Origin of the sequence: Nocardiopsis oceanisediminis (genome assembly GCF_048595525.1) — a bacterium.
In the GTDB taxonomy this organism is placed as follows: Bacteria; Actinomycetota; Actinomycetes; order Streptosporangiales; family Streptosporangiaceae; genus Nocardiopsis_A; species Nocardiopsis_A oceanisediminis.
This window is the reverse complement of the sequence record NZ_JAFMZJ010000001.1, coordinates 5524341-5547109: the sequence shown is the minus strand read 5'-3', so window position 1 is coordinate 5547109 and position 22769 is coordinate 5524341. Positions and strand designations below refer to the sequence as shown.

18 protein-coding genes and 1 riboswitch are annotated in these 22769 nt (G+C 75.7%); of the genes, 9 read left to right on the top strand and 9 right to left on the bottom strand.

Annotated elements, in window-relative coordinates; genetic code table 11:
• Window positions 1-309: 309 nt before the first annotated feature.
• From J0910_RS24165 to J0910_RS24155, 3 genes are all read left to right on the top strand, one after another.
• Window positions 310-1293 carry a DMT family transporter gene (locus J0910_RS24165; protein ID WP_420160828.1) on the top strand — a complete coding sequence of 328 codons (984 nt, stop codon included), beginning with the start codon at window positions 310-312 and terminating at the stop codon, window positions 1291-1293.
• Window positions 1238-2551 carry a glycosyltransferase gene (locus tag J0910_RS24160; protein ID WP_420160827.1) on the top strand — a complete coding sequence of 438 codons (1314 nt, stop codon included), beginning with the start codon at window positions 1238-1240 and terminating at the stop codon, window positions 2549-2551. The genes J0910_RS24165 and J0910_RS24160 overlap by 56 nt, the downstream gene beginning before the upstream one ends.
• A gap of 162 nt (window positions 2552-2713) precedes the next feature.
• On the top strand, window positions 2714-3043 hold the full coding sequence (locus J0910_RS24155; RefSeq protein WP_420160826.1) for a hypothetical protein: 330 nt from the start codon (window positions 2714-2716) through the stop codon (window positions 3041-3043).
• Window positions 3044-3460: 417 nt separating this feature from the next.
• On the opposite strand, the gene J0910_RS24150 is transcribed toward J0910_RS24155, so the two are convergent.
• Window positions 3461-4408 (bottom strand): LysR family transcriptional regulator, encoded by a 948-nt coding sequence (locus J0910_RS24150; protein WP_420160825.1) that lies wholly within the window; start codon window positions 4406-4408, stop codon window positions 3461-3463.
• Between the two features lie 131 nt (window positions 4409-4539).
• On the opposite strand from J0910_RS24150, the gene J0910_RS24145 reads away from it, so the two are divergent.
• Both J0910_RS24145 and J0910_RS24140 read left to right on the top strand, forming a co-directional pair.
• On the top strand, window positions 4540-5814 hold the full coding sequence (locus J0910_RS24145) for a pyridoxal phosphate-dependent aminotransferase (RefSeq protein WP_420160824.1): 1275 nt from the start codon (window positions 4540-4542) through the stop codon (window positions 5812-5814).
• A 381-nt stretch (window positions 5815-6195) separates the two neighbouring features.
• Entirely contained in the window at window positions 6196-6444 is a 249-nt protein-coding gene (locus tag J0910_RS24140; RefSeq protein WP_420160823.1) for a DUF6457 domain-containing protein, read from the top strand.
• Between the two features lie 145 nt (window positions 6445-6589).
• Here J0910_RS24140 and thiD read toward each other — a convergent pair whose 3' ends face one another.
• The 3 genes from thiD to J0910_RS24125 all read right to left on the bottom strand — a co-directional run bounded on the left by thiD (window position 6590) and on the right by J0910_RS24125 (window position 10512).
• On the bottom strand, window positions 6590-7393 hold the full coding sequence (gene thiD / locus J0910_RS24135; protein ID WP_420160822.1) for a bifunctional hydroxymethylpyrimidine kinase/phosphomethylpyrimidine kinase: 804 nt from the start codon (window positions 7391-7393) through the stop codon (window positions 6590-6592).
• A riboswitch (TPP riboswitch) is annotated at window positions 7383-7481 on the bottom strand. Its footprint overlaps the gene before it by 11 nt.
• Window positions 7482-7538: 57 nt before the next feature.
• A complete protein-coding gene (locus J0910_RS24130; protein ID WP_420160821.1) occupies window positions 7539-8498 on the bottom strand; it encodes a DUF368 domain-containing protein in 960 nt (319 codons plus the stop codon).
• A gap of 304 nt (window positions 8499-8802) precedes the next feature.
• Window positions 8803-10512 carry an acyl-CoA synthetase gene (locus tag J0910_RS24125; protein ID WP_420160820.1) on the bottom strand — a complete coding sequence of 570 codons (1710 nt, stop codon included), beginning with the start codon at window positions 10510-10512 and terminating at the stop codon, window positions 8803-8805.
• A 428-nt stretch (window positions 10513-10940) separates the two neighbouring features.
• Here J0910_RS24125 and rocD point away from each other — a divergent pair, with 428 nt between their 5' ends.
• Window positions 10941-12218 (top strand): ornithine--oxo-acid transaminase, encoded by a 1278-nt coding sequence (gene rocD, locus J0910_RS24120; protein ID WP_420162075.1) that lies wholly within the window; start codon window positions 10941-10943, stop codon window positions 12216-12218.
• A gap of 58 nt (window positions 12219-12276) precedes the next feature.
• On the opposite strand, the gene J0910_RS24115 is transcribed toward rocD, so the two are convergent.
• A complete protein-coding gene (locus J0910_RS24115; RefSeq protein ID WP_420160819.1) occupies window positions 12277-13380 on the bottom strand; it encodes an SGNH/GDSL hydrolase family protein in 1104 nt (367 codons plus the stop codon).
• A gap of 315 nt (window positions 13381-13695) precedes the next feature.
• On the opposite strand from J0910_RS24115, the gene J0910_RS24110 reads away from it, so the two are divergent.
• Window positions 13696-14214 carry a Uma2 family endonuclease gene (locus J0910_RS24110; RefSeq protein ID WP_420160818.1) on the top strand — a complete coding sequence of 173 codons (519 nt, stop codon included), beginning with the start codon at window positions 13696-13698 and terminating at the stop codon, window positions 14212-14214.
• A gap of 693 nt (window positions 14215-14907) precedes the next feature.
• Here J0910_RS24110 and J0910_RS24105 read toward each other — a convergent pair.
• Window positions 14908-16113 carry an aminotransferase class I/II-fold pyridoxal phosphate-dependent enzyme gene (locus J0910_RS24105; RefSeq protein WP_420160817.1) on the bottom strand — a complete coding sequence of 402 codons (1206 nt, stop codon included), beginning with the start codon at window positions 16111-16113 and terminating at the stop codon, window positions 14908-14910.
• A 536-nt stretch (window positions 16114-16649) separates the two neighbouring features.
• Here J0910_RS24105 and J0910_RS24100 point away from each other — a divergent pair.
• Both J0910_RS24100 and bioD read left to right on the top strand, forming a co-directional pair.
• Complete coding sequence (locus J0910_RS24100) at window positions 16650-18065, top strand: adenosylmethionine--8-amino-7-oxononanoate transaminase (RefSeq protein ID WP_420160816.1); 1416 nt, start codon at window positions 16650-16652, stop codon at window positions 18063-18065.
• Window positions 18062-18739: a dethiobiotin synthase gene (gene bioD / locus J0910_RS24095; RefSeq protein ID WP_420160815.1), complete on the top strand. Its 678-nt coding sequence runs from the start codon at window positions 18062-18064 to the stop codon at window positions 18737-18739. Before J0910_RS24100 ends, bioD begins: the two co-directional genes overlap by 4 nt.
• A gap of 403 nt (window positions 18740-19142) precedes the next feature.
• On the opposite strand, the gene J0910_RS24090 is transcribed toward bioD, so the two are convergent.
• From J0910_RS24090 to J0910_RS24080, 3 genes are all read right to left on the bottom strand, one after another.
• On the bottom strand, window positions 19143-20615 hold the full coding sequence (locus tag J0910_RS24090; RefSeq protein ID WP_420160814.1) for a tyrosine-type recombinase/integrase: 1473 nt from the start codon (window positions 20613-20615) through the stop codon (window positions 19143-19145).
• Window positions 20612-20791 carry a helix-turn-helix domain-containing protein gene (locus J0910_RS24085; protein WP_420162074.1) on the bottom strand — a complete coding sequence of 60 codons (180 nt, stop codon included), beginning with the start codon at window positions 20789-20791 and terminating at the stop codon, window positions 20612-20614. The genes J0910_RS24090 and J0910_RS24085 overlap by 4 nt, the downstream gene beginning before the upstream one ends.
• Before the next feature lie 406 nt (window positions 20792-21197).
• Window positions 21198-22622, bottom strand: coding sequence for a replication initiator (locus J0910_RS24080; protein WP_420160813.1), 1425 nt, complete (start codon window positions 22620-22622; stop codon window positions 21198-21200).
• Window positions 22623-22769: the final 147 nt, after the last annotated feature.

The window sequence follows — 22769 nt, the reverse complement described above, 5'->3', positions numbered from 1 at the left end:
GCGAAGAAGAGGGCTGTTATCTATGGTTCGGGTAGGAGTGGCAGAGAGAGCATGCGGAGGCGGGCGGAAGGGGAGGCCGGGGGCGGACGGAATGCGCTCCAGCGGGTGCGGGTGGTGCGGAGGCGCCCCCGGAGGTGGGGCGAACACCACCCGGACCGGGGTGGTGCCTTCATCGATTCCGGGAACGGCGCTCCGTAACGTTTCCAACGACGACACCGCGGCGAGGACGAGCCGCCGCACGGAGGGGGGCAGCGTGGACGTTCCGGAGCCGGCCGGCCGGGTCCCCGGTTCCCGCGGGGCGGAGGCGCCATGCTGATCTGGTCGGTCCTGATCGCGCTGGCCGGGGCGTTCTGCATGGCCCTCGGCTCGGCGCTGCAGGAGCGCGACGCGGTCCGCGCGCCGGGCAAGAGCGTCGCCCGGTTCGGCCTGCTGGTCTACCTGGCCCAGCGGCCGAGGTGGCTGATCGGCACCATCGCCGCGGCGGCCGGCGTCTCCCTGCACCTCATCGCGTTGAGCGGGGCTCCGCTCACCATCATCCAGCCGATCGGCGTCACCGGTCTGCTGTTCGCGATCGTGCTGTCGATGGCCTTCACCCGGCGGCGGGTGCGCCCCGGCCAGATCGGCGCGGGCGTGGCGGTGATGGTCGGCCTGGTCGGCGTCATCATGCTCTTCCCGCACACCGCGGACACTCCGCGGATGACGGTCGGCACCGCCCTGGTGCTGGCCGGCTGCGTGCTCGGCACCGGGATGGTCGCCTTCGCGGTCGCCCGCAAGGTGCGGCCGGGGATCCGGGGCGTGGTCCTGGCGACCGTCGGCGGCAGCGCGCTCGGCACGACCTCGGCGATCGCCCGGGTCGTGGCGTCCGGCACCGCCGCCGACCCGATGGCCGTGCTCACCTGGCTGACCCCGATCGCGATCGGGGTGGCGCTGTTCGGCGGGCTGATGATGCAGAACGCCTACCGCACCGGGCACTTCTCGGCCGCCTACGCGATCCTCCTGGTCGCCGACCCGGTGGTCGGGGCGGGGCTGGGCGCGCTGCTGCTCGGCGAAGGGCTGCCCTCGTCGCCGCTGGAGCAGGCGGCCGCCGCGGTGTTCGCGGTGGTGGCCGCGGCCGGTATCGCGGTGCTGGCCAAGTCGAAGAACCAGAACCCGGAGGCCGCCCGCGGCGTCCGGTCCCGCGGAGAGGGTTCCGCCGCGGATCCCGAACCAGGACAGGAGAAGCGAGATGTCCTCACCGATGGAGAGAGCCCCTCGGACCTCCGGACCGGAGAGCCGACGGACCACAGGGCGTGACCGGAGGCTGCGCGTCCTCATCGGCACCGACACCTACCCTCCGGACGTCAACGGGGCGGGCTACTTCACCCACCGGCTCGCCACCGGCCTCGCCGAGCGCGGCCACGACGTGCACGTGGTCTGCGCCTCGGAGGAGGGCGCGCCCGGCATCGCCTACGACGGGGAGGTGACGCTGCACCGGCTGCGCTCCGCCCCGGTGCTGGTCCACCCGACGATGCGCACCGCCGTCCCGCTCGGCGTCGCCGGCCACGTCGCGCGGATCATGGACCGGCTGGCCCCGCACGTGGTGCACGCGCAGAGCCATTTCACGGTGAGCAGGGCGGCCGTCCGCCAGGGCCGGATCTCCGGGACCCCGGTGGTGCTGACCAACCACTTCATGCCGGACAACCTGTTCGCGCACGCGCACATCCCGGAGCGGCTGCAGGGCCTCGCGGGCCGGCTGGCCTGGCGGGACATGGTGCGGGTGGCCGACGAGGCCGACTACGTCACCACGCCCACCCGGCGCGCGGCCGACCTGCTCGCCCAGAAGGGCTACGGCCGCCCGGTCGAGGCGGTCTCCTGCGGCATCGACCTGGAGCGCTTCCACCCCCGCCCGGCCGAGCGGGCCGGTGCCCGCGCCGGGTTCGGCCTGCCGGACCGGGAGACGGTGGCCTTCGTCGGCCGGCTCGACGAGGAGAAGCGGATCGACGAGCTGATCCGGGCGCTGCCGCTGGTGCACCGGGAGCGGGACCTGCAGCTGGTGCTGGCCGGCACCGGGCAGCGCGAAGGGGAGCTGCGCGAGCTGGCCGCCGGGCTGGGGGTCGCCGACCGGGTGCACTTCCTGGGCTTCGTGCCGGACGAGGAGCTGCCGCGGGTGTACGTGGCCGCCGACCTGTTCGCCATCGGGAGCATCGCCGAGCTGCAGAGCATCGCGACCCTGGAGGCCATGTCGACCGGGCTGCCGGTGGTCGCGGCGGACGCCCTGGCCCTGCCGCACCTGGTGGACCACGGCCGCAACGGCTACCTGTACCGGCCGGGCGACGTCGCCGGGCTGGCGGACCGGATGCTCGCGGTGCTGGGCTCGGGCCGGGAGGCGATGGGCGCCGCCTCCCGGGAGATCGCGCTCACCCACGACCACCGCCGCTCCCTGGCGCGCTTCGAGGAGATCTACACCGGGGTCCGGCCGACCGGGGGCGGGCCGCAGGGGCCGCTGCCCGGCCGCGGCGGGGAGGCGGCGGGGCGCCCGGCCCGGCCGCGGCGCCACCCGGTCCCGGTCTGACCCGGGCGCGGCGGCGGCCCGCCGGAGGGCGCCTCTCCCAGGGGGAGCGGGCCCCGGCGGGCCGTTTCCATGCCCGCCGACCGTATGGTGACTTTCCGTGGTTTTTGCGTCACGATCTGATGGGCTATCGCCTTTGCTGGAAACACACGAAGTGTGTGGTTCGTGGGGTCCAGCCGAACGGATGGGGCGGCGTACGCCGACAGCGTCGCCGCCCGTCTGAACATTGCCGAGTGCGAGGCCGAGGAGTACCAGAGCCGCCTCGCCGAACTCGACCGCGCCCACCGCGACCTGGAAGAGCGGGTGACGCGGTTGGAGAGCGAGCTCACCGCGGCCCGCCAGGAGCGCCTGGAGGCCTTCACCCGCTGGTGGAACTGCCGGGAGGACCGGGACCGGGCCCGGCACATCGCCCGGAGGCTCCGCCGCCGCCTGCACCGGGCGGCCCGCCGCGAGCTCCGCAACCGCAGGGCGGGCGAGGAGCCGAGCACCGGCTGACGCCCGCCTGCGCCGCCCCGGGCGGGGCCCGGATCGTTGCCGGGAATTCCGCCCCAGGGCGATGATCTTGGAGTTGCGGGGCCATCAGAGCGCTCTGATGGCCCCGCAACTCCAAGATCATCGGGGGCGGGGGTGGGGGCTTCTGCGGCCGCCCCTTTTCCGTCAGCGTTCTCAGCTTGTTCTTCAACCTGGGCGGTGGGGTGATCCTTCAGGCTCATGGTGCGTTCGGCTGTCCTTCCCGCGTCATGGCGCGGTGCCCGGCGCCGGTTCTTCGCCCCCGGGGGCGCCCGGGGTCCGGAGCCGGGGGTTGGGGCGCACCGGCGGGACGGGCCGCCTTCGCGCGGGCGGCGATCACAGGCCAGGTCCACCCATCGGCCGCCTCGATGCCCCGGCCGTCCCCGAGGTCGAAGAACAAGCTCAGGCGCCGGGGATCCGGTCCAGTACCTCGGCGAGGTCGCGCTGGACGTCGGCCGCGGCCCGGCGCAGGGCGCGGAGCGTGACGTCGATGGCGGGGCGGCGGAGGCTGGCGGCGCGGACCGAGGCGTAGACGCCGCGCGCCGGGGCCTCCCCGGGCAGCCGCCGGAAGGCCAGCCCCGCGGTCCCCGCGGTCAGCGCCAGGGCGGGCACCGCGGCGATGCCGATGCCCCGGGAGACCAGCCCCAGGATGGTGGCCAGGCCCTCGAACTCCCAGGCCGCCGCGGGGGCGCCGCCGACGTCGGCGAGCACCGCGTCGGTCCCGTAGCGGGACGGCTCCCCCTGCGGCGCCGCGATCCACGACTCGCCGGCCAGCCGGCGCAGCTCGACCGGGAGGGCCGGGTCGGCGAGCCGGTGGTCCTCGGGGACCGCCAGCACCATCGGGTCGCGCAGCAGCAGCTCGTGGCGGATCTTGCCGGCGCCGGTGTCCGGAGACCGGCCGGTCCAGATGTCGACCAGGGCGATGTCGGCCTCCCCCGCGCTGACCTGGCGCACCCCCGAGCCCTCCATGGTCTGGCGGAGCACCAGCTGCATCGAGTCGTGCCGGCGCAGCCGCTCGGCCAGGCGCGGCGCGAACGCGACGGCGCCGGTGGGGAAGGCGGTCACGGTCACCCTGCCGGTGACGACCCCGCGCTGCTCGGCCAGGACGGACTCGGCCGCCTCCACCATGGCGAGGATCTGCTCGGCCTGCTCGGCGAGGAGCCGGCCGGTCTCGGTGAGCTCGGCGCTGCGCGCGCTGCGGTCCAGCAGCTGCGCGCCGACCTCGCGCTCCAATGCGGCGAGCTGCTGGGAGACGGCCGAGGGGGTGTAGCCGAGGGACGCCGCGGCGGCCGCGATGGTGCCCTGCTCGGCGAACTCCCGGAGCAGCTGGAGCCTTCTCAGATCGAGCATAAGGACAGCTTACGCTCACCATCGAAAAGAGTCGCTTGTGGTAACGCGTCGGGCGGGGCAGGCTGAAGAGTGAAGGCACCGGAAAGTCGGCCTCAAGACCGGCCACCTGGATCAGCGGAGTTGATTCCTCCATGACAGTCGCCGTTTCAGCGACCCTCGCCGTCAACGAAGCCCTCGCCGAGAAGCGCCGCCAGGGCCTGCAGGTGCTCCCGCTCGGCTTCGGTGAGGCGGGGCTTCCCGTCCACCAGATGATGCGGGACGCCCTCTCGGCCGGGGGAGGGGACAACGCCTACGGACCGGTGGCCGGCAGCGCCGTGCTGCGCGAGGCCGCCGCCGGCTACTGGGGCCGGCGGGGGCTGCCCACCGACCCGGACATGGTCGCGGCCGGCCCGGGCAGCAAGCCGCTGCTGTACGCGCTGCTCCTGGCCATCGGCGGCGACACCGCGATCGCCGCGCCGAGCTGGGTCAGCTACGCCGCGCAGAGCCGGCTGGCCGGCAACCGGCCGCTGTTCGTGCCGACCGAGCGCGGCCAGGGCGGCGTGCCCCAGCCGGACCTGCTGGCCGAGGCGGTCAGCACCGCCCGCGAGCAGGGCCGGGACGTCCGCGCGGTGATCACCACCCTGCCGGACAACCCCACCGGGACGGTCGCCTCCGAGGACACCGTCCGCCGGCTCGCCGAGGTCGCCCGCGCTCTGGACCTGGTCGTCATCTCCGACGAGATCTACCGCGACCTGGTGCACGACCCGGCGGCGGAGGTCCGCAGCCCCGCCGAGTTCGCCCCGGAGCGCACCGTGGTCACCACCGGGCTGAGCAAGAGCCTGGCCCTGGGCGGCTGGCGGCTCGGCGTCACCCGGCTGCCGGACTCCCCGCTGGGCCGCCGGATCCGGGCCGAGCTGCTCGGCGTGGCCAGCGAGATCTGGTCCAGCCCGACCGGGCCGGTGCAGCGGGCCGGCGCGCTGGCGTTCGCCGAGCCCGCCGAGCTGACCGCGCACATCGAGCGCAGCCGCCGGCTGCACGGGACGGTGGCCCGGGCGGTGGCCGAGCGGTTCACCGCGGCCGGGGCGTCGGTGGCCGCGCCGCAGGCGGCGTTCTACCTCTACCCCGACTTCGAGGCGCACCGCGAGCGCCTCGCCGCCGACCACGGGGTCGGCACCGGCCCCGGGCTGTGCGGGCTGCTGCTGGAGCGGTACGGCATGGGCGTGCTGCCCGCGGTGGAGTTCGGCGAGAGCGCCGAGGCGCTGCGGATGCGGGTGGCCACCAGCCTGCTCTACGGGGAGACCGAGGCCGAGCGGTACGCGGCGCTCGCCGTCGACGACCCCACCCGGCTGCCGTGGATCCAGGCGCACCTGGACCGCCTGGAGGAGGTGCTGGCCGACGTCGCCGCCCCGGTGGCGGCAGCGGCCTGAGCGGCTCCGGGCCCTCCGGGGGGGGGAGGCCCGGGGGCGGACACGGAGGAGCGGGACCGGTCATCGCGGAAGGGCCGGTCCCGCTCCTTGCCGCCGGGCCAGGCTAGCGTCCCCGCGGACCCCGCCGCACCCGGGACCCTCCCGATCCCCGGTCCCCGCCGCCGCACCGCCCCTCCCGCGCCGGCCCCGCGGGGCCTGGGGAAGAGGGGGAACGGGCGCCGACCGCTCCGGGCGGTGCGCGCCGGAGGCCCGGACACGCGACCGGCGCCGTGGGGAGGGGCGGGTGCGGCGGAGCGCATCCCCGCGCCGGCCGTCTTCCCCACCGGGGATCTAGGATCGTCGGCGAGAGCAGAGCAGAGCAGGCGGAGCCGGGGAGCGACGATGACGCTGGTGGAGTGGGCGCGGCTGGTCAGCGCGGAACTGGACCTGCCCGAAGAGTCGGACAAGGCCGACGTGGACCGGATCCTCGACCTGGCCAGGGACGCCGCGCACTCGGTGGCCCGCCCGGCGGCCCCGCTGACCGCCTACCTGATGGGCATCGCGGTCGGCCGCGGCGCCGACCCGGCCGAGGCGGCCGCGGCGCTCAGCCGCCTCGCCCTGGCCCAGGCGGACGGAGGCGGGGAGGGCTGACCCCGGGCGGGGAGCCCCGGCGCCCCGGAGCGCCGCCGAGACGGTCCTCCCAGGGGCCCGCCGGGGCGCCGGGACCGGTACGGAGGGCAGGGGCGGGCGCGCGCCGCCCCCTGCCCCGGTAGGAGGCCCGGCCGCGGCCCGGCGGTCACCACCAGGCGTGGAAGTGGTGCACCGGCCCCATGCCGCGGCCGACCTCCAGCTCGTCGGCGCGGCGCAGCGCCTCGGTCAGGTAGGACTTGGCGTCCCGCACCGCCTCGGCGACCCCGGCGCGCTGCGGGAGCAGGGCCGCGATCGCCGACGAGAGGGTGCAGCCGGTGCCGTGCGTGTTCCGGGTCGGGACCCGCTCCGCGGTGAACGGGACGGCCGCGGCGTCCGGTTCCACCAGCAGGTCGGTGCTGTCGCCGCCGGAGAGGTGGCCGCCCTTCAGCAGCACCCGGGCCGGGCCGAGCTTGAGCAGGCGGCGGGCCTGCTCCTCCATCTCCTCCAGGTCGGCCGCCTCGTCCTCGCCGAGCAGGTCGGCGGCCTCCGGGAGGTTCGGGGTGACCAGGTCGGCCCGGGGCAGCAGCACGGTGCGCAGCGCCTCGATCGCCTCGGCGGCCAGCAGCCGGTCGCCGCTCTTGGCCACCATCACCGGGTCGAGCACCACGTTGCGCAGCCGGTAGGCGTCGAGCGCCGCGCCGACCGCCTCGATGACGCCGGTGTCGGCCAGCATGCCGATCTTCACCGCGTCGATGCGGACGTCGTCCAGGAGGGTGGTCAGCTGCCGGGTGACGAACTCCGGGGGGACCGGGTGCACCGCGGCGACGCCGGTGGTGGTCTGCGCGACCAGGGCGGTCACCACGGTGGTGCCGTAGCCCCCGAGGGCGGAGAAGGCCTTCAGGTCGGCCTGGATCCCCGCGCCCCCGCTGGGGTCGGTGCCGGCGATGGACAGGATGTTGAAGGAGCCCATGTGGCGTCCCTTCGCTAGTGCGAGCTAGATCAGGTTCGACGGGTGTGTTCTCAGCCGGTGGCGTGCACCGGCACCCCGCGCCGTCGCTTCCGCTCCGGAAGGACCGGAGCGGCCCGGCCGCCTCGGCGGCCGGGCCTTCAGCCTGTCACAGCCGGGCGGACTCCCGGACGGCGGGCCGGGCGTGCCGGCCGCCGCCGGAGCCGCTCTTCCGGCCGCCGCCCTTGACCAGGTGCTCGATGAGCAGGACCGCGACGACGACCGCGAACCCGACCGCGACCATGGCCAGGGTGAACGGGACGTCCCCGGAGGGGGCGTAGAGGGTGCGCTCCTCGTCCTGCCAGGGCCACAGGGCGCGCAGCGAACCGGCCATCACACCGGTCAGCGCCACCAGGGTCACCATCCGGTGGTGCTCCAGCAGCCACTGGAGCAGCTTCACGAAGAGCGCGCCGCCGATGAACGCGCCGAGGACGAAGGTGCCGATGTAGCCGAAGTCGCGGTTGTTCAGCGCGTCCATGGTGGGCGTGTAGAGGCCCAGGGTGAGCAGGATGAACGAGCCGGACATCCCCGGCATGATCAGCGCGGAGACCGCGACGGCCGCGGCGGCGATCACGGCCGGGGCCGAGGGCTCCACGTGCGCGGGCGGCAGGCCGGTCACCACGAAGGCGACCGCGCCGACCGCGGCGGCCAGCAGGTAGTGCCAGGCCTTCCAGCGCTGCCCGGCCGCGGTGTAGGGCACCCAGAGCGAGGCCAGCACCAGGCCGAAGAACAGGGCGTAGGAGCGCTGCTGCTCGGACTCGACCAGCGGGGCGATGATCTTCGCGGCGAGCAGCGCGGCGGCGACCATGCCGACCAGCACGGCGCCGATGGCCGCCCAGTCGGCCTGGCGGAACTCCGCCGCGGCCCGGCCGGCGCCCCGGCCGCGCGGCAGGTCGGAGACGGCCGCCCGGAGCCCGGAGAGCACATGCCCGGCCGAGGTGATGAGGGTCTCGTACACCCCCACGATCAGCGCGACCGTGCCGCCGCTGACGCCGGGAACGACCTCCGCGGTGCCGATGAGGCCTCCGCGGACGACGTTGAACAGATGGGTCCCGATGGATTTCGCCATGTCTCGTGTTTCGTCTTCGAGGGATCGAGGAGGAGTGCCGCGAACGTGCCGGAGGCGGGAACGGCCGGGACTCCGAGCGGCGGCGCGAGCCTCACAGTCTAGGGATTCCGCGGGCCCGCCGGGCCTGCTCGCCCGTCCCGGGCGGCACCCCGGCAACGTGCGGGCGGCGCGGGCGGGTTCCCGGAACCGGCGCGGTTTCCGGCACCCCGCCGCCGCGGCGCGGTCGAGAAGCCGCGCCGCGGCGGCGGGGGAGCCGGGCGGAAGGGGCGCGGAGAGAAGGAGGGGCGGCGCGCCCCCGGCCGGGTCAGCGGCCGGCGGGCGCCCCCTCGCGGGCCCCGGCGGGGGCGGCGCCGCGCGCCACCGCCGCGGCCCACCGGTAGTCCTGCTTGCCGACGGCGGTCCTCCGCACCCGGTCGACCACCTGGAAGGCGCGCGGCACCTTGAACCCGGCGAGCCGGGTGCGGCAGTGCTCGCGGAGCCGCTCCGGGGACGGGGAGCGGCCGGGGACCGGCGCGACCACGGCGGTGACCCGCTGGCCGAGCAGCTCGTCGGGGGAGGGCACCACGATGGTGTCGGCGACGTCGGGGTGCGCCTTGAGCACCGACTCGACCTCTTCGGGGTAGACCTTCTCGCCGCCGGTGTTGATCACCGCCGAGCCGCGGCCCAGCAGCACGATCGAGCCGTCCTCGGCCACCGTGCCGTAGTCGCCGGACATCACCCAGCGGCGGCCGTCCGGGTCCCGGGGGAAGGTCTGCTCGGTCTTGGCCGGGTCGTTGAGGTAGCCGAGCGGGATCCGGCCGGTGCGGGCGATCCGGCCGATCCGGCCGGCCGCCTCCGAACCGGGCGGCAGCGGCCGCATCCGCTCGTCGAGCACGGAGACGCTGGCGCCCATGGCGAACCGGCGCTCGCCGGAGCCCTCCGCGGCCGCGCCGCACACCCCGGTCTCCGAGCCTCCGTAGCTGTCGCGCAGCGTGATCCCGGGCCGCCAGGTGCGCCACAGGGCGCGGACGGCCGGGGTGAGCGGGGTCCCACCGGAGGCGACCGTGCGCAGGTCGGCGCAGGCGCGCCCGCCGGAGAGCAGGGCCTGGGCCAGCGGCCGGGCCATCGCGTCCCCCACCAGCTGCACCGACTGCGCGCCCTCCCGGTCGGCCAGCGCGGCGACCCGGTCGGCGTCGAACACCCGGTCGGTGTTGAGCAGCACGGTCTTGCCGGAGAACAGCATGCCCAGCGCGTTCCACTGGCCGGCGGCGTGCATCAGCGGGCCGAGCACCAGCATCCGGTGGGCCGAGCAGCCCAGGGCGCGCTCCCCGGCGTCGGCGGCGCGCCGGATGCGCGGGTCGCCGGGCCCGCGCCGCTCCAGGGCCGCGTGGAAGATGTCCTCCTGGCGCCACATGACGCCCTTGGGGAAGCCGGTGGTGCCGCCGGTGTAGAGCAGGTAGAGCGCGTCGCCGCCGGGCTCGGCGGCGGGGTCGGGCAGCCCCTCCGCCCCGGCCAGCGCCGCCTCGTAGCCGGTGCCGGGCAGCGGTCCGGGCTCCGGGCACGGGGCGCCGTCGTCGAGCAGCAGCACGTGGCGCAGGCGCGGCAGGCGGTCGCGGACCGCGGCGACGGCGGGGGTCAGCGACCGCTCCGCGATCAGCGCCGCCGCTCCGGAGTCGTCCAGCACGTAGCGGAGCTCCTCGGCGATGTAGCGGTAGTTCACGTTCACCGGGACGGCGCCCGCGCGCAGCACCCCGAAGAACGACTCCAGCCACTCGGCGCGGTTGTAGGAGAGCAGGGCGACGTGCTCACCGGGGCGGATGCCGGCGGCGGCCAGGTGCCGGGCGAGCAGCCCGGCGCGGCGCTCCAGCCCGGCGTAGCTCAGCCGGCGGCCGCCGGCGGCCACCGCGGTGCGCTCCGGGACGGCGGCGGCGACCGCGGAGAGCAGGCCGGGCAGGCCGAGGCCCCGGGGTTCCGGGGCGGGCGATGCGGGGGCCGGCCCGGACGGGGCGGCGGCCCGGTGTCCTGTTTCGGTCAACGCTGGTCCCTCCCTGAGGCCGGTCTACCCGGCCGCGTCCATGGCGACCGATCCTGTACCTGTGCGGGCGGTCACAGTCGGTCGGGGTGGCGCTTTCCGAGGTCAGCGCGGGGCGGCCGAAAACGCAGGTCAGTGCGGCGGATCCGGGGGCGCCGGCCGGGGCCGGGGGTTTCGGGTGTGACCTCCGAGCGGAGTCCCTGTGACCGAAGTCGCGGCCCGGGGGCGGCCCGGGGCGGTCCCGGCCGCCCGCGGAGCGGGGCGGGAGGGGCCGGGGCGGTGCAGGGGAAACCCGTCCCCTCCGGACCCTTGTGTCCTGATACGGGCATCTGTTCTGCTTCTGGAGGCCGCTCCGGGTGCGCTTCCCCACACCCGCCCCGGGGTATCCACAGAGCGAAAAACGATCAATGTCGATCGGAAGGGACACCTGGATGAGCGACACCCGCGTTCTGGGGAACAGGCAGTCCGGAGGAGACCCCTCCCGGCCCCCTGTCTCGACCGCCGAGCACATCGCCCTCGCCGAAGCCCGTTCGGCGCACAACTACGCCCCCCTGCCCGTCGTGATCGCCGAGGGCGAGGGCGCGTGGGTCACCGACGTCGAAGGCCGGCGCCACCTCGACATGCTCGCCGGGTACTCGGCGATGAACTTCGGGCACCACAACCCGGACCTGCTCGCCGCCGCCCACCACCAGCTGGACCGGGTGACGCTCACCAGCCGGGCGTTCTACAACGACCAGTTCGCGCCGTTCGTCACCGCCCTCGCCGACCTGGTCGGCAAGGAGCGGGTGCTGCCGATGAACACCGGGGCCGAGGCGGTGGAGACCGCCATCAAGGTCTCCCGCAGATGGGCCTACGACGTCAAGGGCGTCCCGGACGGCCAGGCCACCATCGTCGTGGCGGGCGGCAACTTCCACGGCCGCACCACCACCATCATCTCCTTCTCCTCCGACCCCGACGCCTACGGCGGCTTCGGCCCCTACACCCCCGGGTTCCGCTCGGTGCCCTACGGCGACGCCGACGCGGTCGCCGAGGCGGTGGACGGCACCACCGCCGCGGTGCTGGTGGAGCCGGTCCAGGGCGAGGCCGGCGTCGTCGTCCCTCCCGCCGACTACCTGCCCCGGCTGCGCGAGCTGTGCGATCGGGAGAACGTGCTGCTCATCGCGGACGAGGTGCAGGCCGGACTGGGCCGCACCGGCACCGTGCGGGCCTGTGAGCACAGCGGCGTGGTGCCGGACGCCTACCTGTTCGGCAAGGCGCTGGGCGGCGGCGTCGTCCCGGTGTCGGCGATGGTCGCCGACGAGTCGGTGCTCGGCGTGATCCACCCGGGCCAGCACGGCAGCACCTTCGGCGGGAACCCGCTCGCCGGCGCCATGGGCCGCACCGTGGTGCGGATGCTCAAGGAGGGCCCCTACCTGGAGAACGCCCGCCGGCTCGGCGAGGTGCTGAGCACCCGGCTCAAGGAGTTCACCGGCAACGGGGTGGTCGCGGCGCGCAGCATCGGGCTGTGGGCCGGCATCGACGTCGACCCGGCGCTGGCCACCGGGCGCGAGATGTGCGAGCGGCTGCTCCGGCGCGGCGTCCTGGTGAAGGACACCCACGGCTCCACCATCCGGTTCTCCCCGCCGCTGGTGATCAGCGAGGAGGACCTGAACTGGGGGATGGACCAGCTCGGCGCGGTCCTCGCCGACCTGCGCGCGGAGCGGGGCTGACCGGGGGCCGGGCCGGCCTGCGGGGCCGGCCCGGCCGCCCGCCCGCGCTCCGCCGGGGTCACTCCGCCAGGTCGCGGGCGAGCGCCTCGGGGTCGGCGTCGTCCACCCGCTCGCGCGCCGCGTACAGGTCGCGGCCCGGCCCCTCGGAGACGGCCTCCCGCACCCGCTCGCCGAAGGCGGCCTGCCCGGCGGAAGTGGGGTGGAAGCTGCTCCGGTCCACCGAGATGCCCTCGGTGAGGCTGCGCAGCACCACCCCGTTGAGCCAGGACTCCTCCGCGCTGACCTCGTGCCCGTCGAGGGTGTCGTAGACGTCGACGAATTCCACGCTGCCCGTCCCGCCGTCCTCGGCGATGCCCTCGTCGGCCTCCTCCGCGGCGCGGCGCAGCCGGTCGTTGAACCGCTCCACCGTGCCGTTCAGCCAGACCTGGTCCTCCACGGTCAGCGTGTAGTACATGCCCGGCGGCTCGTCGGGGAAGAGGCGCGGGTAGCCGAGCAGCAGCACCCGCGCGTCGGGGGCCCGGTCGCGCACCTCGGCGAGGATCTCCTCCACCGAGGACCCGACCGCCCCCATCCGCCGGTCGATGCTCTCCTCCTGGCCGGTGCAGACCCCGCTGGACAGCAGCGGCATCCGCACCAGGCAGGTCCGCAGCACCGGGGTGAAACCGAGGTCGTTGCCGCCGATCCCGATGCTGACCAGCGAGGCGAACTCGGTGACCCGGTCCAGCTGGGAGCCGTCGCCGGCCTCCTCCAGCATCCGGTCGGCCCGCTCCTTGCTGCACGCCTCGAAGCCGAACCCGCCGGCGAAGTCGAACGCCTCGGCGGTGCGCGACGGGTAGGAGTTGGCCGAGCGCCAGCAGCCGTCCCCGCCGGTGGTGCCGTTGAGGTAGTCGCCGGCGCCGTCCCCGGAGGAGTAGGAGTCGCCGAGCGCGATGTAGTGGCCCCAGGTGGCGGCCTCCACCGGGTCGAGCCGGACGCGCCAGTCGTCCTCGGAGCCCTTCCCGGGGCCGGGGATGCCCGGCGGGCAGCCGGTCAGGGCGCACCAGGCGCCGGTCAGGCCGTCCCGGGCCGGCGGCACGGCCAGCGCGGCCAGCAGGAGCAGGGCCGCGGCGACGGCGGCCGCCGCGATGATGCGGCCGCGCCGCCCGAGGTCCGGTCCGCGCACCGGCCGCACCCCCTCTCGCACACGCGCCCCGCGCCGCTCCGGCGGCGCGGGGAGTCCAGGCCCAAGGGGCAGGTTACCCGCGCCCGGCGCCCGTTCCCGGGCGCGCCGCCGCCCGCGTCCGGCCCGCTCCGCGCTGACCGGCGCATACACCCCCGAAACCGGGCGGAACGCGGCGGGGCCGGAACCGGCCTCCGGCACCGGGGGCGCACCGGTACCGGAAACCGCCCTCGCGGTAGGGGCGCCGCCGCTAGCATGTCCCCGTCGGAACGGGCGTGGGGGCGCCGTGACGCGGCATTGGCGTGGGGGGCGCCGTACATGAAGACCACCGAACTACTGGACGCGCACGAGATCCGCTATGAGGTGCTGACCGGTGCGATCGTCATCGCGCCGCCGGCGGACCAGCTGCACCAGGAGATCCAGCTGGACATTCTCATGCAGGCCAGGAGGGTCGGTTTCCCGGCGACGATGGACGCCTCGATCTCCTTCCCCGGCGGCGAGGACGAGTTCCGGCCCGACGTCGCGGTCTACGACGACCACACCGTCCTCCCCCGGGCCGGCGACCGGCCGGGGGAGCGGGTCCTGCTGGCGGTCGAGGTCGTCTCGCCCTCCTCCCGGCTCCACGACGAGGTGGCCAAGAGGGAGCTCTACGCCCGGCTCGGGGTCCCCGCCTACCTGATCGTCCAGCAGACCGGCGACCTGTGGACCCTGCACCACACCCCGGCCGGCGCCGGCTACACCCGGCTGATCGAGGGCCCGATGGGCGACTTCGTCCCGGTCCCCTCGCTGCCCTGGACGCTGCGGACCTGGACCCTGGACCGGTACATGAACGGCTGACGTCCCGGGCCCCGGGCCTTTCGCGAGGCGCCGGTTCCGGCCGGCCCTGCCGGGCCCGCTCCCGGACGGGAAAACGACCCGGACGGCCGGGCCGGCACCGCCCCGGGCCCGCCGGACGGGCCGTGCGGGGCGGCCTCACCGGGTGACCGGCCGGATGCCCGACGGCCCCTCAGCTTGTTCTTCAACCTGGGCGGGTGGGGTGCTCCTTCGGGCTCATGGTGCGTTCGGCTGTCTTTCCCGCGTCATGGCGCGGTGCCCGGCGCCGGTTCTTCGGGCCCCGGGGGCGCCCGGAGCGGGGGGTTCGGGGGCGCCGGCGGGACGGGCCGCCTCCGCGCGGGCGTTGCGAAGGCCCCGCCGCGCCCGCGCCGGGCCCGACCGCCCCGGTGGCCGGGGCGGCTCCCGGGGGCGGTGCAGGTCCTCGGCAGCGGGACGGGTGAAGCCGGGTACGGGCGGCGGTCACAGGCCAGGTCCACCGGTCGGCCGCCCCGATGCTCCGGCCGCCCCCGAGGTTGAAGAACAAGCTCAGGGCGGACGGGCCGATCGGGACGGGGCGGCGCGGCCGTTCCCTGCCCGGCGGCACCGCCCGCGCCGATCCGGTAGGCGGCGACGCCCCGCTCGGAGGCGGGCGGCGCGGTCCGCCCCCGCCGGAGCCGCTGCGGAGGACGGGACCGCCGGCCCCTGCGGCGGCCGGGGTCAGGGCCGGGTCGCCGCCACCGTGTCCAGGGTGCGGGCCAGATCGGCGTCGCCGAGGTCGGCGCGGAGCGTCAGCCGGAGCCGGGACCGCCCGTCGGGGACGGACGGCGGCCGGAAGCAGCCGACCCGGATCCCCGCCGCGCCGCACCGCCGGGCCCACTCCACGCAGGCCTCCGGGGAGGGCGCGGCCACCGAGACCACGGCGGCGTCCGGGACGGACGCCTCCAGCCCGCGCCCGGCCAGGCCCGCGGCCAGCTCCCGGGCCAACCGGCGCAGCCGGGCGGGGCGCTCCGGCTCGGCGCGCAGCACGCGCAGCGCGGCCAGCGCCGCCGCCGCGGCCGGCGGCGCCAGCCCGGTGTCGAAGATGAAGGTGCGCGCGGTCTCCACCAGGTGCCGGACCACCGCGGCGGGCCCCATCACCGCGCCGCCCTGGGCGCCCAGCGACTTCGACAGGGTGGCCGACACCGCGGTCCCGGGGTCCCCGCGCAGCCCGGCGGCGGTCAGGCAGCCGGCGCCGCCCTCGCCCAGCACGCCCAGCCCGTGCGCGTCGTCCAGCAGCAGCGCCGCCCCGGCGCCCCGGCAGGCGCGGGCGAGCGCGGGCACGTCGGTGAGGTCGCCGTCGACGGAGAACACCGTGTCGGAGAGGACCACCGGGCGCAGCCCCTCGGCGGGCGGGGCGGCCAGGGCGGCGGCCGCCGCGGCGGGGTCGCCGTGGCCGAAGAGCGACACCCGGGCCCCGGCCGCCTTGGCCAGCCGGGCGGCGTCGATCAGCGAGGCGTGGTTCCCCCGGTCGCACACCAGGTGCGCGCCGGCGCCGGCCAGCGCGGTGACCATGGCCAGGTTCGCCGCGTAGCCGGAGGAGAAGACGAGCGCGGCCTCGGCGCCGTAGAAGCCGGCCAGCTCCTCCTCCAGCTCTCGGTGGAGCAGGGTGTCCCCGGTGACCAGCCGGGAGCCGGTGGCGCCCGCGCCCCAGCGCCGGGCCGCCCCGGCGGCGGCCTCCGCCACCTCGGGGTGCCGGGTCAGCCCCAGGTAGTCGTTGGAGGCCAGGTCGAGCAGGTCCTCCTCGGGGCGGCGCGGGCGCAGCACCCGGCGGAGCCCGGACGCCTCCCGCTCCCGGGCCGCCGCCGCGAGCCAGCCGAACGGGCCGCCCGCCCCGGCGCCGCGCCCGGACGCGGGCGGGGCCGTCTCCTCCCCGGTCGCCGTCATACGCTGCTCCCTCCTCGTACATGGCCCGATCGGCCGCTCCCGCCTTCCGCGCGGGCAAGCGCGGACGGCAGGGGCGCCGGCCTCTCGGCCCCGCCGCGCGGCCGCGTCAGCGTACTGTCCGCGATCCCCCGGGGCCAGGGGCCCGCACCCCCGCCGGGCGGAGGCCGGCGGGCACCGGAGCGCACCCCGCCGCCCGCCTCCCCCCGGCGGTCCCGGGGGGCCGGCGGACGCGCCCGCCGCCCCGCTCGGGCGGGCGGCGCGGATCCGGGGCCCCTCCTCACCGGCGCCCGGACCCGCACCGCCCTGTCCGCCGGGGCCCGGCGGTGCGCCCGGACGACCTTCACATGGGCGCAGATGGGGCGGCATGCGGGGAACCGACAAAGAACCGCGGCGAAGTCTGTGCACCGGGGGCATCCCCACCGGGAGCGAGAGTTGGGAAGGATGTGCCGGTATGGCATGAGCGCCGAGCGGACGAACGGAGGCGGGCAGTGATGAGGACGCCCAGGGGGCCGAGAGGGCCGGAGGGGCGCAGGAGCATGCGGGTCCCCGCCGCGGACGGCGCCGCCGGCGCGGTGCGCACCGCCGCCGCGCCCCCCGGAGCGGCCGGTGCGCGGACGCCCGGGGCCTCCCCCGCCGTCGACTGGGTCCGCCGCGCCGACCGCGACCACCTGTGGCACCCCTACGCCTCGGTGCGGACCGGGCCCGCCGACGGCGCCGACGCCCCCTACGTCGTCACCGGGGCGTCCGGCACCCGGCTCCGGATGACCGGGCCGGACGGAGCCGAGCACGACGTCGTGGACGCGATGTCGTCCTGGTGGTCGGCGGTGCACGGGTACCGCCACCCGGTGCTGGACGCGGCCCTGCGCGACCAGCTCGACCGGTTCGGCCACGTCATGTTCGGCGGGCTGACCCACGAGCCCGCGGCGCGGCTCGCCGCGCTCCTCGCCGAGATCGCCCCCGACCCGCTGCGCCACGTCTTCCTCGCCGACTCCGGATCGGTCTCGGTGGAGGTGGCGCTCAAGATGTGCCTGCAGTACCAGCGCTCCCTGGGCCGCCCGGAGCGGCGCCGGGTGCTGACCTGGCGCGGCGGCTACCACGGGGACACCTTCCACGCGATGTCGGTGTGCGACCCGGAGGGCGGCATGCACGCGCTCTGGGGCGACGTGCTGCCCCGCCAGGTGTTCGCCGACGCCCCGCCCGAGGGGTTCGGCGCCGACCCCGACCCCGGCTACCTCGCCCACCTGGAGGAGCTGGTCGCCCGGCACGCCGGGGAACTGGCCGCGGTCATCGTGGAGCCGGTGGTGCAGGGCGCCGGCGGGATGCGCTTCCACAGCCCCGGCTACCTGCGCGCGCTGCGCGAGATCACCAGGGAGCACGGCGTGCTGCTGGTGTTCGACGAGATCGCCACCGGCTTCGGCCGCACCGGCGAGCTGTTCGCCGCCGGCCACGCCGGCGTCACCCCGGACGTGATGTGCCTGGGCAAGGCGCTCACCGGCGGCTATCTGACGCTCGCCGCGGCGCTGTGCACCCCGGAGGTGGCCGAGGGCATCGCCGGCGGGGAGGTCCCGGTGCTCGCACACGGCCCGACCTTCATGGGCAACCCGCTGGCCTGCGCCGTCGCCGAGGCCTCGGTCCGGCTGCTGCTCGACGCCGACTGGCGCGGGGCCGTCGCCGGCATCGAGCGCGGCCTGGCCGACGGCCTCGCCCCGGCGCGCGACCTGCCCGGCGTCAGGGACGTGCGGGTGCTGGGCGCGATCGGGGTGATCGAACTGGACCAGCCGGTGGACGTGCCGGCCGCGACCCGGGCCGGGCTGGCCGCGGGCTGCTGGCTGCGGCCGTTCCGGAACAACGTCTACGCGATGCCGCCGTACGTGTGCGGCGGCGCGGACATCGAGCGGATCAGCGGCGGCATGATCGCCGCCGCGCGGGCGTCTGTGGAGGCCGCAGGGTGACGGTGCTGGTGGTGGCGGGAACCGGGACGGGCGTCGGCAAGACGGCGTGCACCGCGGCCTACGCGGCGACCGCCGCGGCGGCCGGGGAGCGGGTGGCGGCCCTCAAACCGGCGCAGACCGGGGTGCGCCCCGGCGAGCCCGGCGACGCCGACGAGGTGGCCCGGCTGGTCCCGGAGGCGGAGGTCCGCGAGCTCGCCCGCTACCCCGAACCGCTCGCCCCGGCCACCGCGGCGCGCCGCTCCTGCCTGCCCCCGGTCACCGCCCGGCAGGCCGCCGAGGCCGCCGCCGACCTGGCCGCCGAGCACGACCTGGTGCTGGTCGAGGGCGCGGGCGGGCTGCTGGTCCGGCTCAACGACCGCGGCGAGACCATCGCAGACGTCGCCGCGGAGCTCTCCGCCCAGGTGCTGCTGGTGGTCCGCCCCGGCCTGGGCACCCTGAACGAGACCGCGCTGACCGCCGAGGCCCTGGCCGCCCGCGGCCTGACCTGCGCCGGCCTGGTCATCGGCCGCTGGCCGGCCTTCCCCGGCCTCGCCGAACGCTGCAACCTCGACGACCTCCCCACCGAGGGCCGCGCCCCACTGCTCGGCGCCCTCCCCGAGGGCATCACCGCCCTGCCGCCCGCCGCTTTCGCCACGGCCTCGGTCGAAGCGCTGGGCATCCCGGAGCACCGCTGACCGCCCCGGCACCCATAGGGTCCCCCTATATAAGAGGAGAGAAGGAAAGGGGCCCGCGCCCCTGGCAAGCGATCACCCGGAGGCGTTAGAGATGGGGCGAGAACGTGAAAGCCCGCACCTCGGAGGAAGTCTCAAAAAGATAACGCCCTGCGACTCCGCAGGTCGCCAAGGGTGAGCCCCGCGCATGCGGGGATGGACCTAGCGGGTGATGGGCCAGGTGCGGCGGCGCTTGGTGAGCCCCGCGCATGCGGGGATGGACCCGTGGCCGACGCCGGCCACACTGCGGTCGGCGGGTGAGCCCCGCGCATGCGGGGATGGACCTGTTCTCCACTCGCCCCGCCCCCTCCCGGCGCCGTGAGCCCCGCGCAGGCGGGGATGGGCCGATCCCGCGCAGTCACCGCGTTCACCTGGGGTCATGCGGGGAATCGTCGCCGTCGTCTGGCCCGTGGCCCGTCAGGGGCCCGAGTTCATCGAGAGCGGCCCCCAGCTTGGCGTTGGCCGCGTTGATCTGGCCGGTGAACCAGTGGGTGTAGGTGCGCATCAGCACCTCTACCGTGTGGCCCAGGCGCCGGGCGACCTCGGGCGGAGCCAGCCCGATGTAGAGGAGCAGGCTCGCGCAGCCGTGCCGCAGATCGTAGGGCCGCTGGGCCAGCCCCGCTTCCAGCTCGGCAGGCGTCAGCGCGGCCTTGCGCGCCCGCGCCCAGGCCGCCCGGTAGGACTTGCCCGTCAGGGTGCCGTACTCGCCCTCAGCGGCCGTACGGCCCCACCACAGCCGACCGTCCGGGGCGGTGCCCCAGTCGGCCAGGTGCTCGCGCAGCACGGCCACCGCTTCCGGAGGCAGCGGCACCAGCCGCACCTCCCCCTTCCGGCGGTGCTTCAGGGTCGCGGTGTCGCCGGACTCCGTACGCGACTCCGCGATCGTGAGCACCCCGAACCCGGGCACCGCGTCAGCGGCGCGGACGTCGCCGGGCCAAGTGATGTCCTGGGAGCGCGCCGCCCGCGCCTCACCGGGGCGCAGCCCGGCCAGGTAGCACAGCGAGAAGAACGCCCACAGGAACCGGTCGCCGCCCTTGCGGCTGTGCCGGACGGCCTTCAGTAGCCGCCCCGTCTGCGCATAGTCGGGCACCACCCGGGGGTCCACCGCGTCGGCCGCGCGGGTCCGGGCGACCTTGAGCCCCAGCAGCGGATTGGAGGCCAGCAGCCGCCGGTTGACCGCGTGGTCCAGCATCGCCGTGAAGACGGTGCGGCGCCGCCGCACGGTGTCGGCGGCCAGCGGCGCCCCGCCGCCCACGCGCACGCCCAGGCGCTCCAGGACCGCCCCGGCGCCGGGCGCGTCCATCGCCCCGATCGGCTTGCACACCCGTTCCAGCCAGGCCAGGCACTCCCGGTCGTCCGCGTCCAGCCCCACCGGGTCCAGCACCGCCCGGTCGGGCCGGGAAGCCGAGGAGTCGAAGCGGTAGCCGAACCCGGCGTGCAGGGCCGAGCGCACCCGCGCATCCGGCGCCGGAGCGGGAAGCCGGGCGGCCGCCTTGTCATCGATGCAGGCCATGGCCACCAGCACGCAGGCGTCGCGCACCGTGCGCCAGGTGTTGGCCGCCGGGCGCGAGGCCGCCACCGTCCGCAGGTACGAGCGCACCACCGACAGCACCGTCTCCGATGCGCTGGCCCAGGACTCCGGTTCCCCGTTCACCGGCGAGAACCGCTCCCCCTTTTTCGCCGCCGCCCGCAGATCCTTAAGGAAATCGCGGGCCAGCTCCGAGGAGACGCGGGACCGGGAGAACTGCTTTCCGTCAATGGTCCACCGAACCTCCCACGCCTTTTTCCGGTTGGGGCGCTTGCGGGGCTCCCAGAAAGTGATGTCCTGTGCTTCGGTCACTGTCTCCCCTTAGTCTCGAGTCCGTTTTCCTGAACCCATTCTATAAAATCGGCCCGCCGCACACGCAGATGCCCGCCAGGGGAAACAAACACCCGAGGCCCCTTCCCCAGAGAAATCCAGCGGTAGATGGTGCGGCGGCTGAAACCCAGCTCAGCAGCCACATCGGCCGGAGACAAGGAGGAACGCGCAGTCAATTAGCCAACCCCTCACAAACCAATACGACGCCATTCCTGCGGGCCAGTCGCGGGCCACCTAAAAACGACCGCAACCGGCCAAAACAAAGAAAGGTATTCACTGGAATTCCCTTGACGGCAATCGTGCCGGCTGCCCCACCTACCGAAATCCCCCGACCACCCTCCCCTTCGCCCCGGCTGCGCCGAAGGGCGCAATCGGCGCGCTACGCGCGAGGTGTTTTCTCCGCCGGTGGGCGCAGGAGGCGCCCGTGTGCAGCTTCAGGCATGAACGGACGCGCTCCGCGCGCAGCCCTCCCAGGGGCGCCGTGGTGACCGCCACCGGGAACGTGCAGGTCGATGCGGCGGGAACCCGCCGGCGGTCGTTCCTCCCGACGGCACAACCCCGCCATCACGCCGCCCACACCGCCATCTGCGCCTCGCGCCGCAGCACCGCCTTGTACTCCGCCCGCGCGACGGCGTGGTCCTGGGCCATCCGGTGGGCGATCAGCACATCGGCCGCGCCAAGGTAGCCCGACCCGGCGTAGGCCCACGCCCCGACCACCTCCGCGCCTTCCAGTCCCCACACGTCGGCCCGCCCGGCCTTGCGGGACTGGCGGGCGCGCCAGGCGCGGCGCACCGCCCGCAGCACGCCCAGCGTCAGCGAATAGGCCCGCGACTTGGTGGTGAAGTGGCCCCGGTAGCCCAAGCAGTGCGCCCACCGCCGCAACCGCAGACCGGACAGGTCGCGCCGCTTGCCCAACTCCCAGCAGGTCGCCACCATCCGCGCCAGGTGCGGCCCGACTTCCCGGGTTAGTGCGGCGCGGTCCAGTCGCCGCAACCGCCGCGCCAGCGCATCCGAGTCCGCGTCCACGGTCTTGGTCGCGTACTTGGCCAGATACCCCGCCGCCTTGGCCGGGTCATCCAGAGGCCGCACGTCCAGCTGGGAACCCCACTCCGCCACCCGCGCCACACCATCGGGGGAGGGCAGGGCGAACGCGGTCGAGGCCACCGCCGAGCGCACCGCCGAGGCCAGCAGTTCCGCCGTGGCCCAGGAGGGCGGGGCCAGCAGCGCCGACCGGTCGCCCGGGACCACCCCGTCCAACCGCAGCACCGCATGGACGTGCGCCAGCCCGCGCCGCTGGAATTCCACGACTTTGACGTAGGAGACGCGCAGCAGGTGGGAGACCTCCCGCACGCCGACCCTGCGCCCCAGCGCGGCCGAGGCCGCCGGAGCCAACGCGCGTTCGATCCCGATCCGGGTCCGCCGCCACAACTCCCCAAGAGAGGCGTTCCACAGCACCGCCCCCGTGTAGTCCCAGCAGTCCGGACAGACCGGGGTGCCCACCGCCGGGTGATCCGGTTCGTGGACCAGGCCGCACCCCGCCGGCCGCCCATGGGGACAGGTCTTCTTTCTGCCGCGGGGCAGCCGGCAGGGCGCTCCGCCGTCCCGGGCCGCATGCACCGCGCCGAAGCCCGGGGCGGTCAGGGTGAGGAACAGCGCCGGATGCTCCCCGACCGAGGAGGGCACCGCGTCGTCTTCTCCGGTGGGGGTCCGGCCCCGCATCCCCGCCGCGATCATGTGCCACGCATCGGCCCGATAGGTGCGCGAGCACGGCGGGCACACCGCAGCCCGGCGATCCCCACAGGCCACCAGCAGCACCCCGTCCGGAGCATCCGCCGTCGAGGTCTGGGCCAGCACCTCACCACTGGAGGTGTCCACCGCCGCCGCCCGGCCCGAGACCCGCACCGGCCGCACACAAAACCCCGCACGCGCCACCTGGCCACGCCACACCGCGAAATCAGGTCGGCACGCCCGAGCCTCCAACGCGTCCATTCGCATCACCCCGCAACCGCCCGCCTTCCGCTTCCACCACCAATCCTCAGGCGATCCGGCCGGTTTGCGTCACAAATCGTGTCAGGGTTTAGAGCAGCACCCCAGGGACGCGAACAACCCCTCGCTGAACACAGCAGGAAGCGGTAG

What these genes read in the sequence shown, in the direction of transcription:
- J0910_RS24160 (WP_420160827.1), top strand. Translation starts at nt 1,238, where the DNA reads ATGGAGAGAGCCCCTCGGACCTCCGGACCGGAGAGCCGACGGACCACA.
- J0910_RS24130 (WP_420160821.1), bottom strand. Translation starts at nt 8,498, where the DNA reads ATGGCGAAATCCATCGGGACCCATCTGTTCAACGTCGTCCGCGGAGGC.
- J0910_RS24080 (WP_420160813.1), bottom strand. Translation starts at nt 22,622, where the DNA reads ATGGACGCGTTGGAGGCTCGGGCGTGCCGACCTGATTTCGCGGTGTGG.
- thiD (WP_420160822.1), bottom strand. Translation starts at nt 7,393, where the DNA reads ATGGGCTCCTTCAACATCCTGTCCATCGCCGGCACCGACCCCAGCGGG.
- J0910_RS24150 (WP_420160825.1), bottom strand. Translation starts at nt 4,408, where the DNA reads ATGCTCGATCTGAGAAGGCTCCAGCTGCTCCGGGAGTTCGCCGAGCAG.
- rocD (WP_420162075.1), top strand. Translation starts at nt 10,941, where the DNA reads ATGAGCGACACCCGCGTTCTGGGGAACAGGCAGTCCGGAGGAGACCCC.
- J0910_RS24110 (WP_420160818.1), top strand. Translation starts at nt 13,696, where the DNA reads ATGAAGACCACCGAACTACTGGACGCGCACGAGATCCGCTATGAGGTG.
- J0910_RS24105 (WP_420160817.1), bottom strand. Translation starts at nt 16,113, where the DNA reads ATGACGGCGACCGGGGAGGAGACGGCCCCGCCCGCGTCCGGGCGCGGC.
- J0910_RS24165 (WP_420160828.1), top strand. Translation starts at nt 310, where the DNA reads ATGCTGATCTGGTCGGTCCTGATCGCGCTGGCCGGGGCGTTCTGCATG.
- J0910_RS24145 (WP_420160824.1), top strand. Translation starts at nt 4,540, where the DNA reads ATGACAGTCGCCGTTTCAGCGACCCTCGCCGTCAACGAAGCCCTCGCC.
- J0910_RS24100 (WP_420160816.1), top strand. Translation starts at nt 16,650, where the DNA reads ATGCGGGTCCCCGCCGCGGACGGCGCCGCCGGCGCGGTGCGCACCGCC.
- J0910_RS24140 (WP_420160823.1), top strand. Translation starts at nt 6,196, where the DNA reads ATGACGCTGGTGGAGTGGGCGCGGCTGGTCAGCGCGGAACTGGACCTG.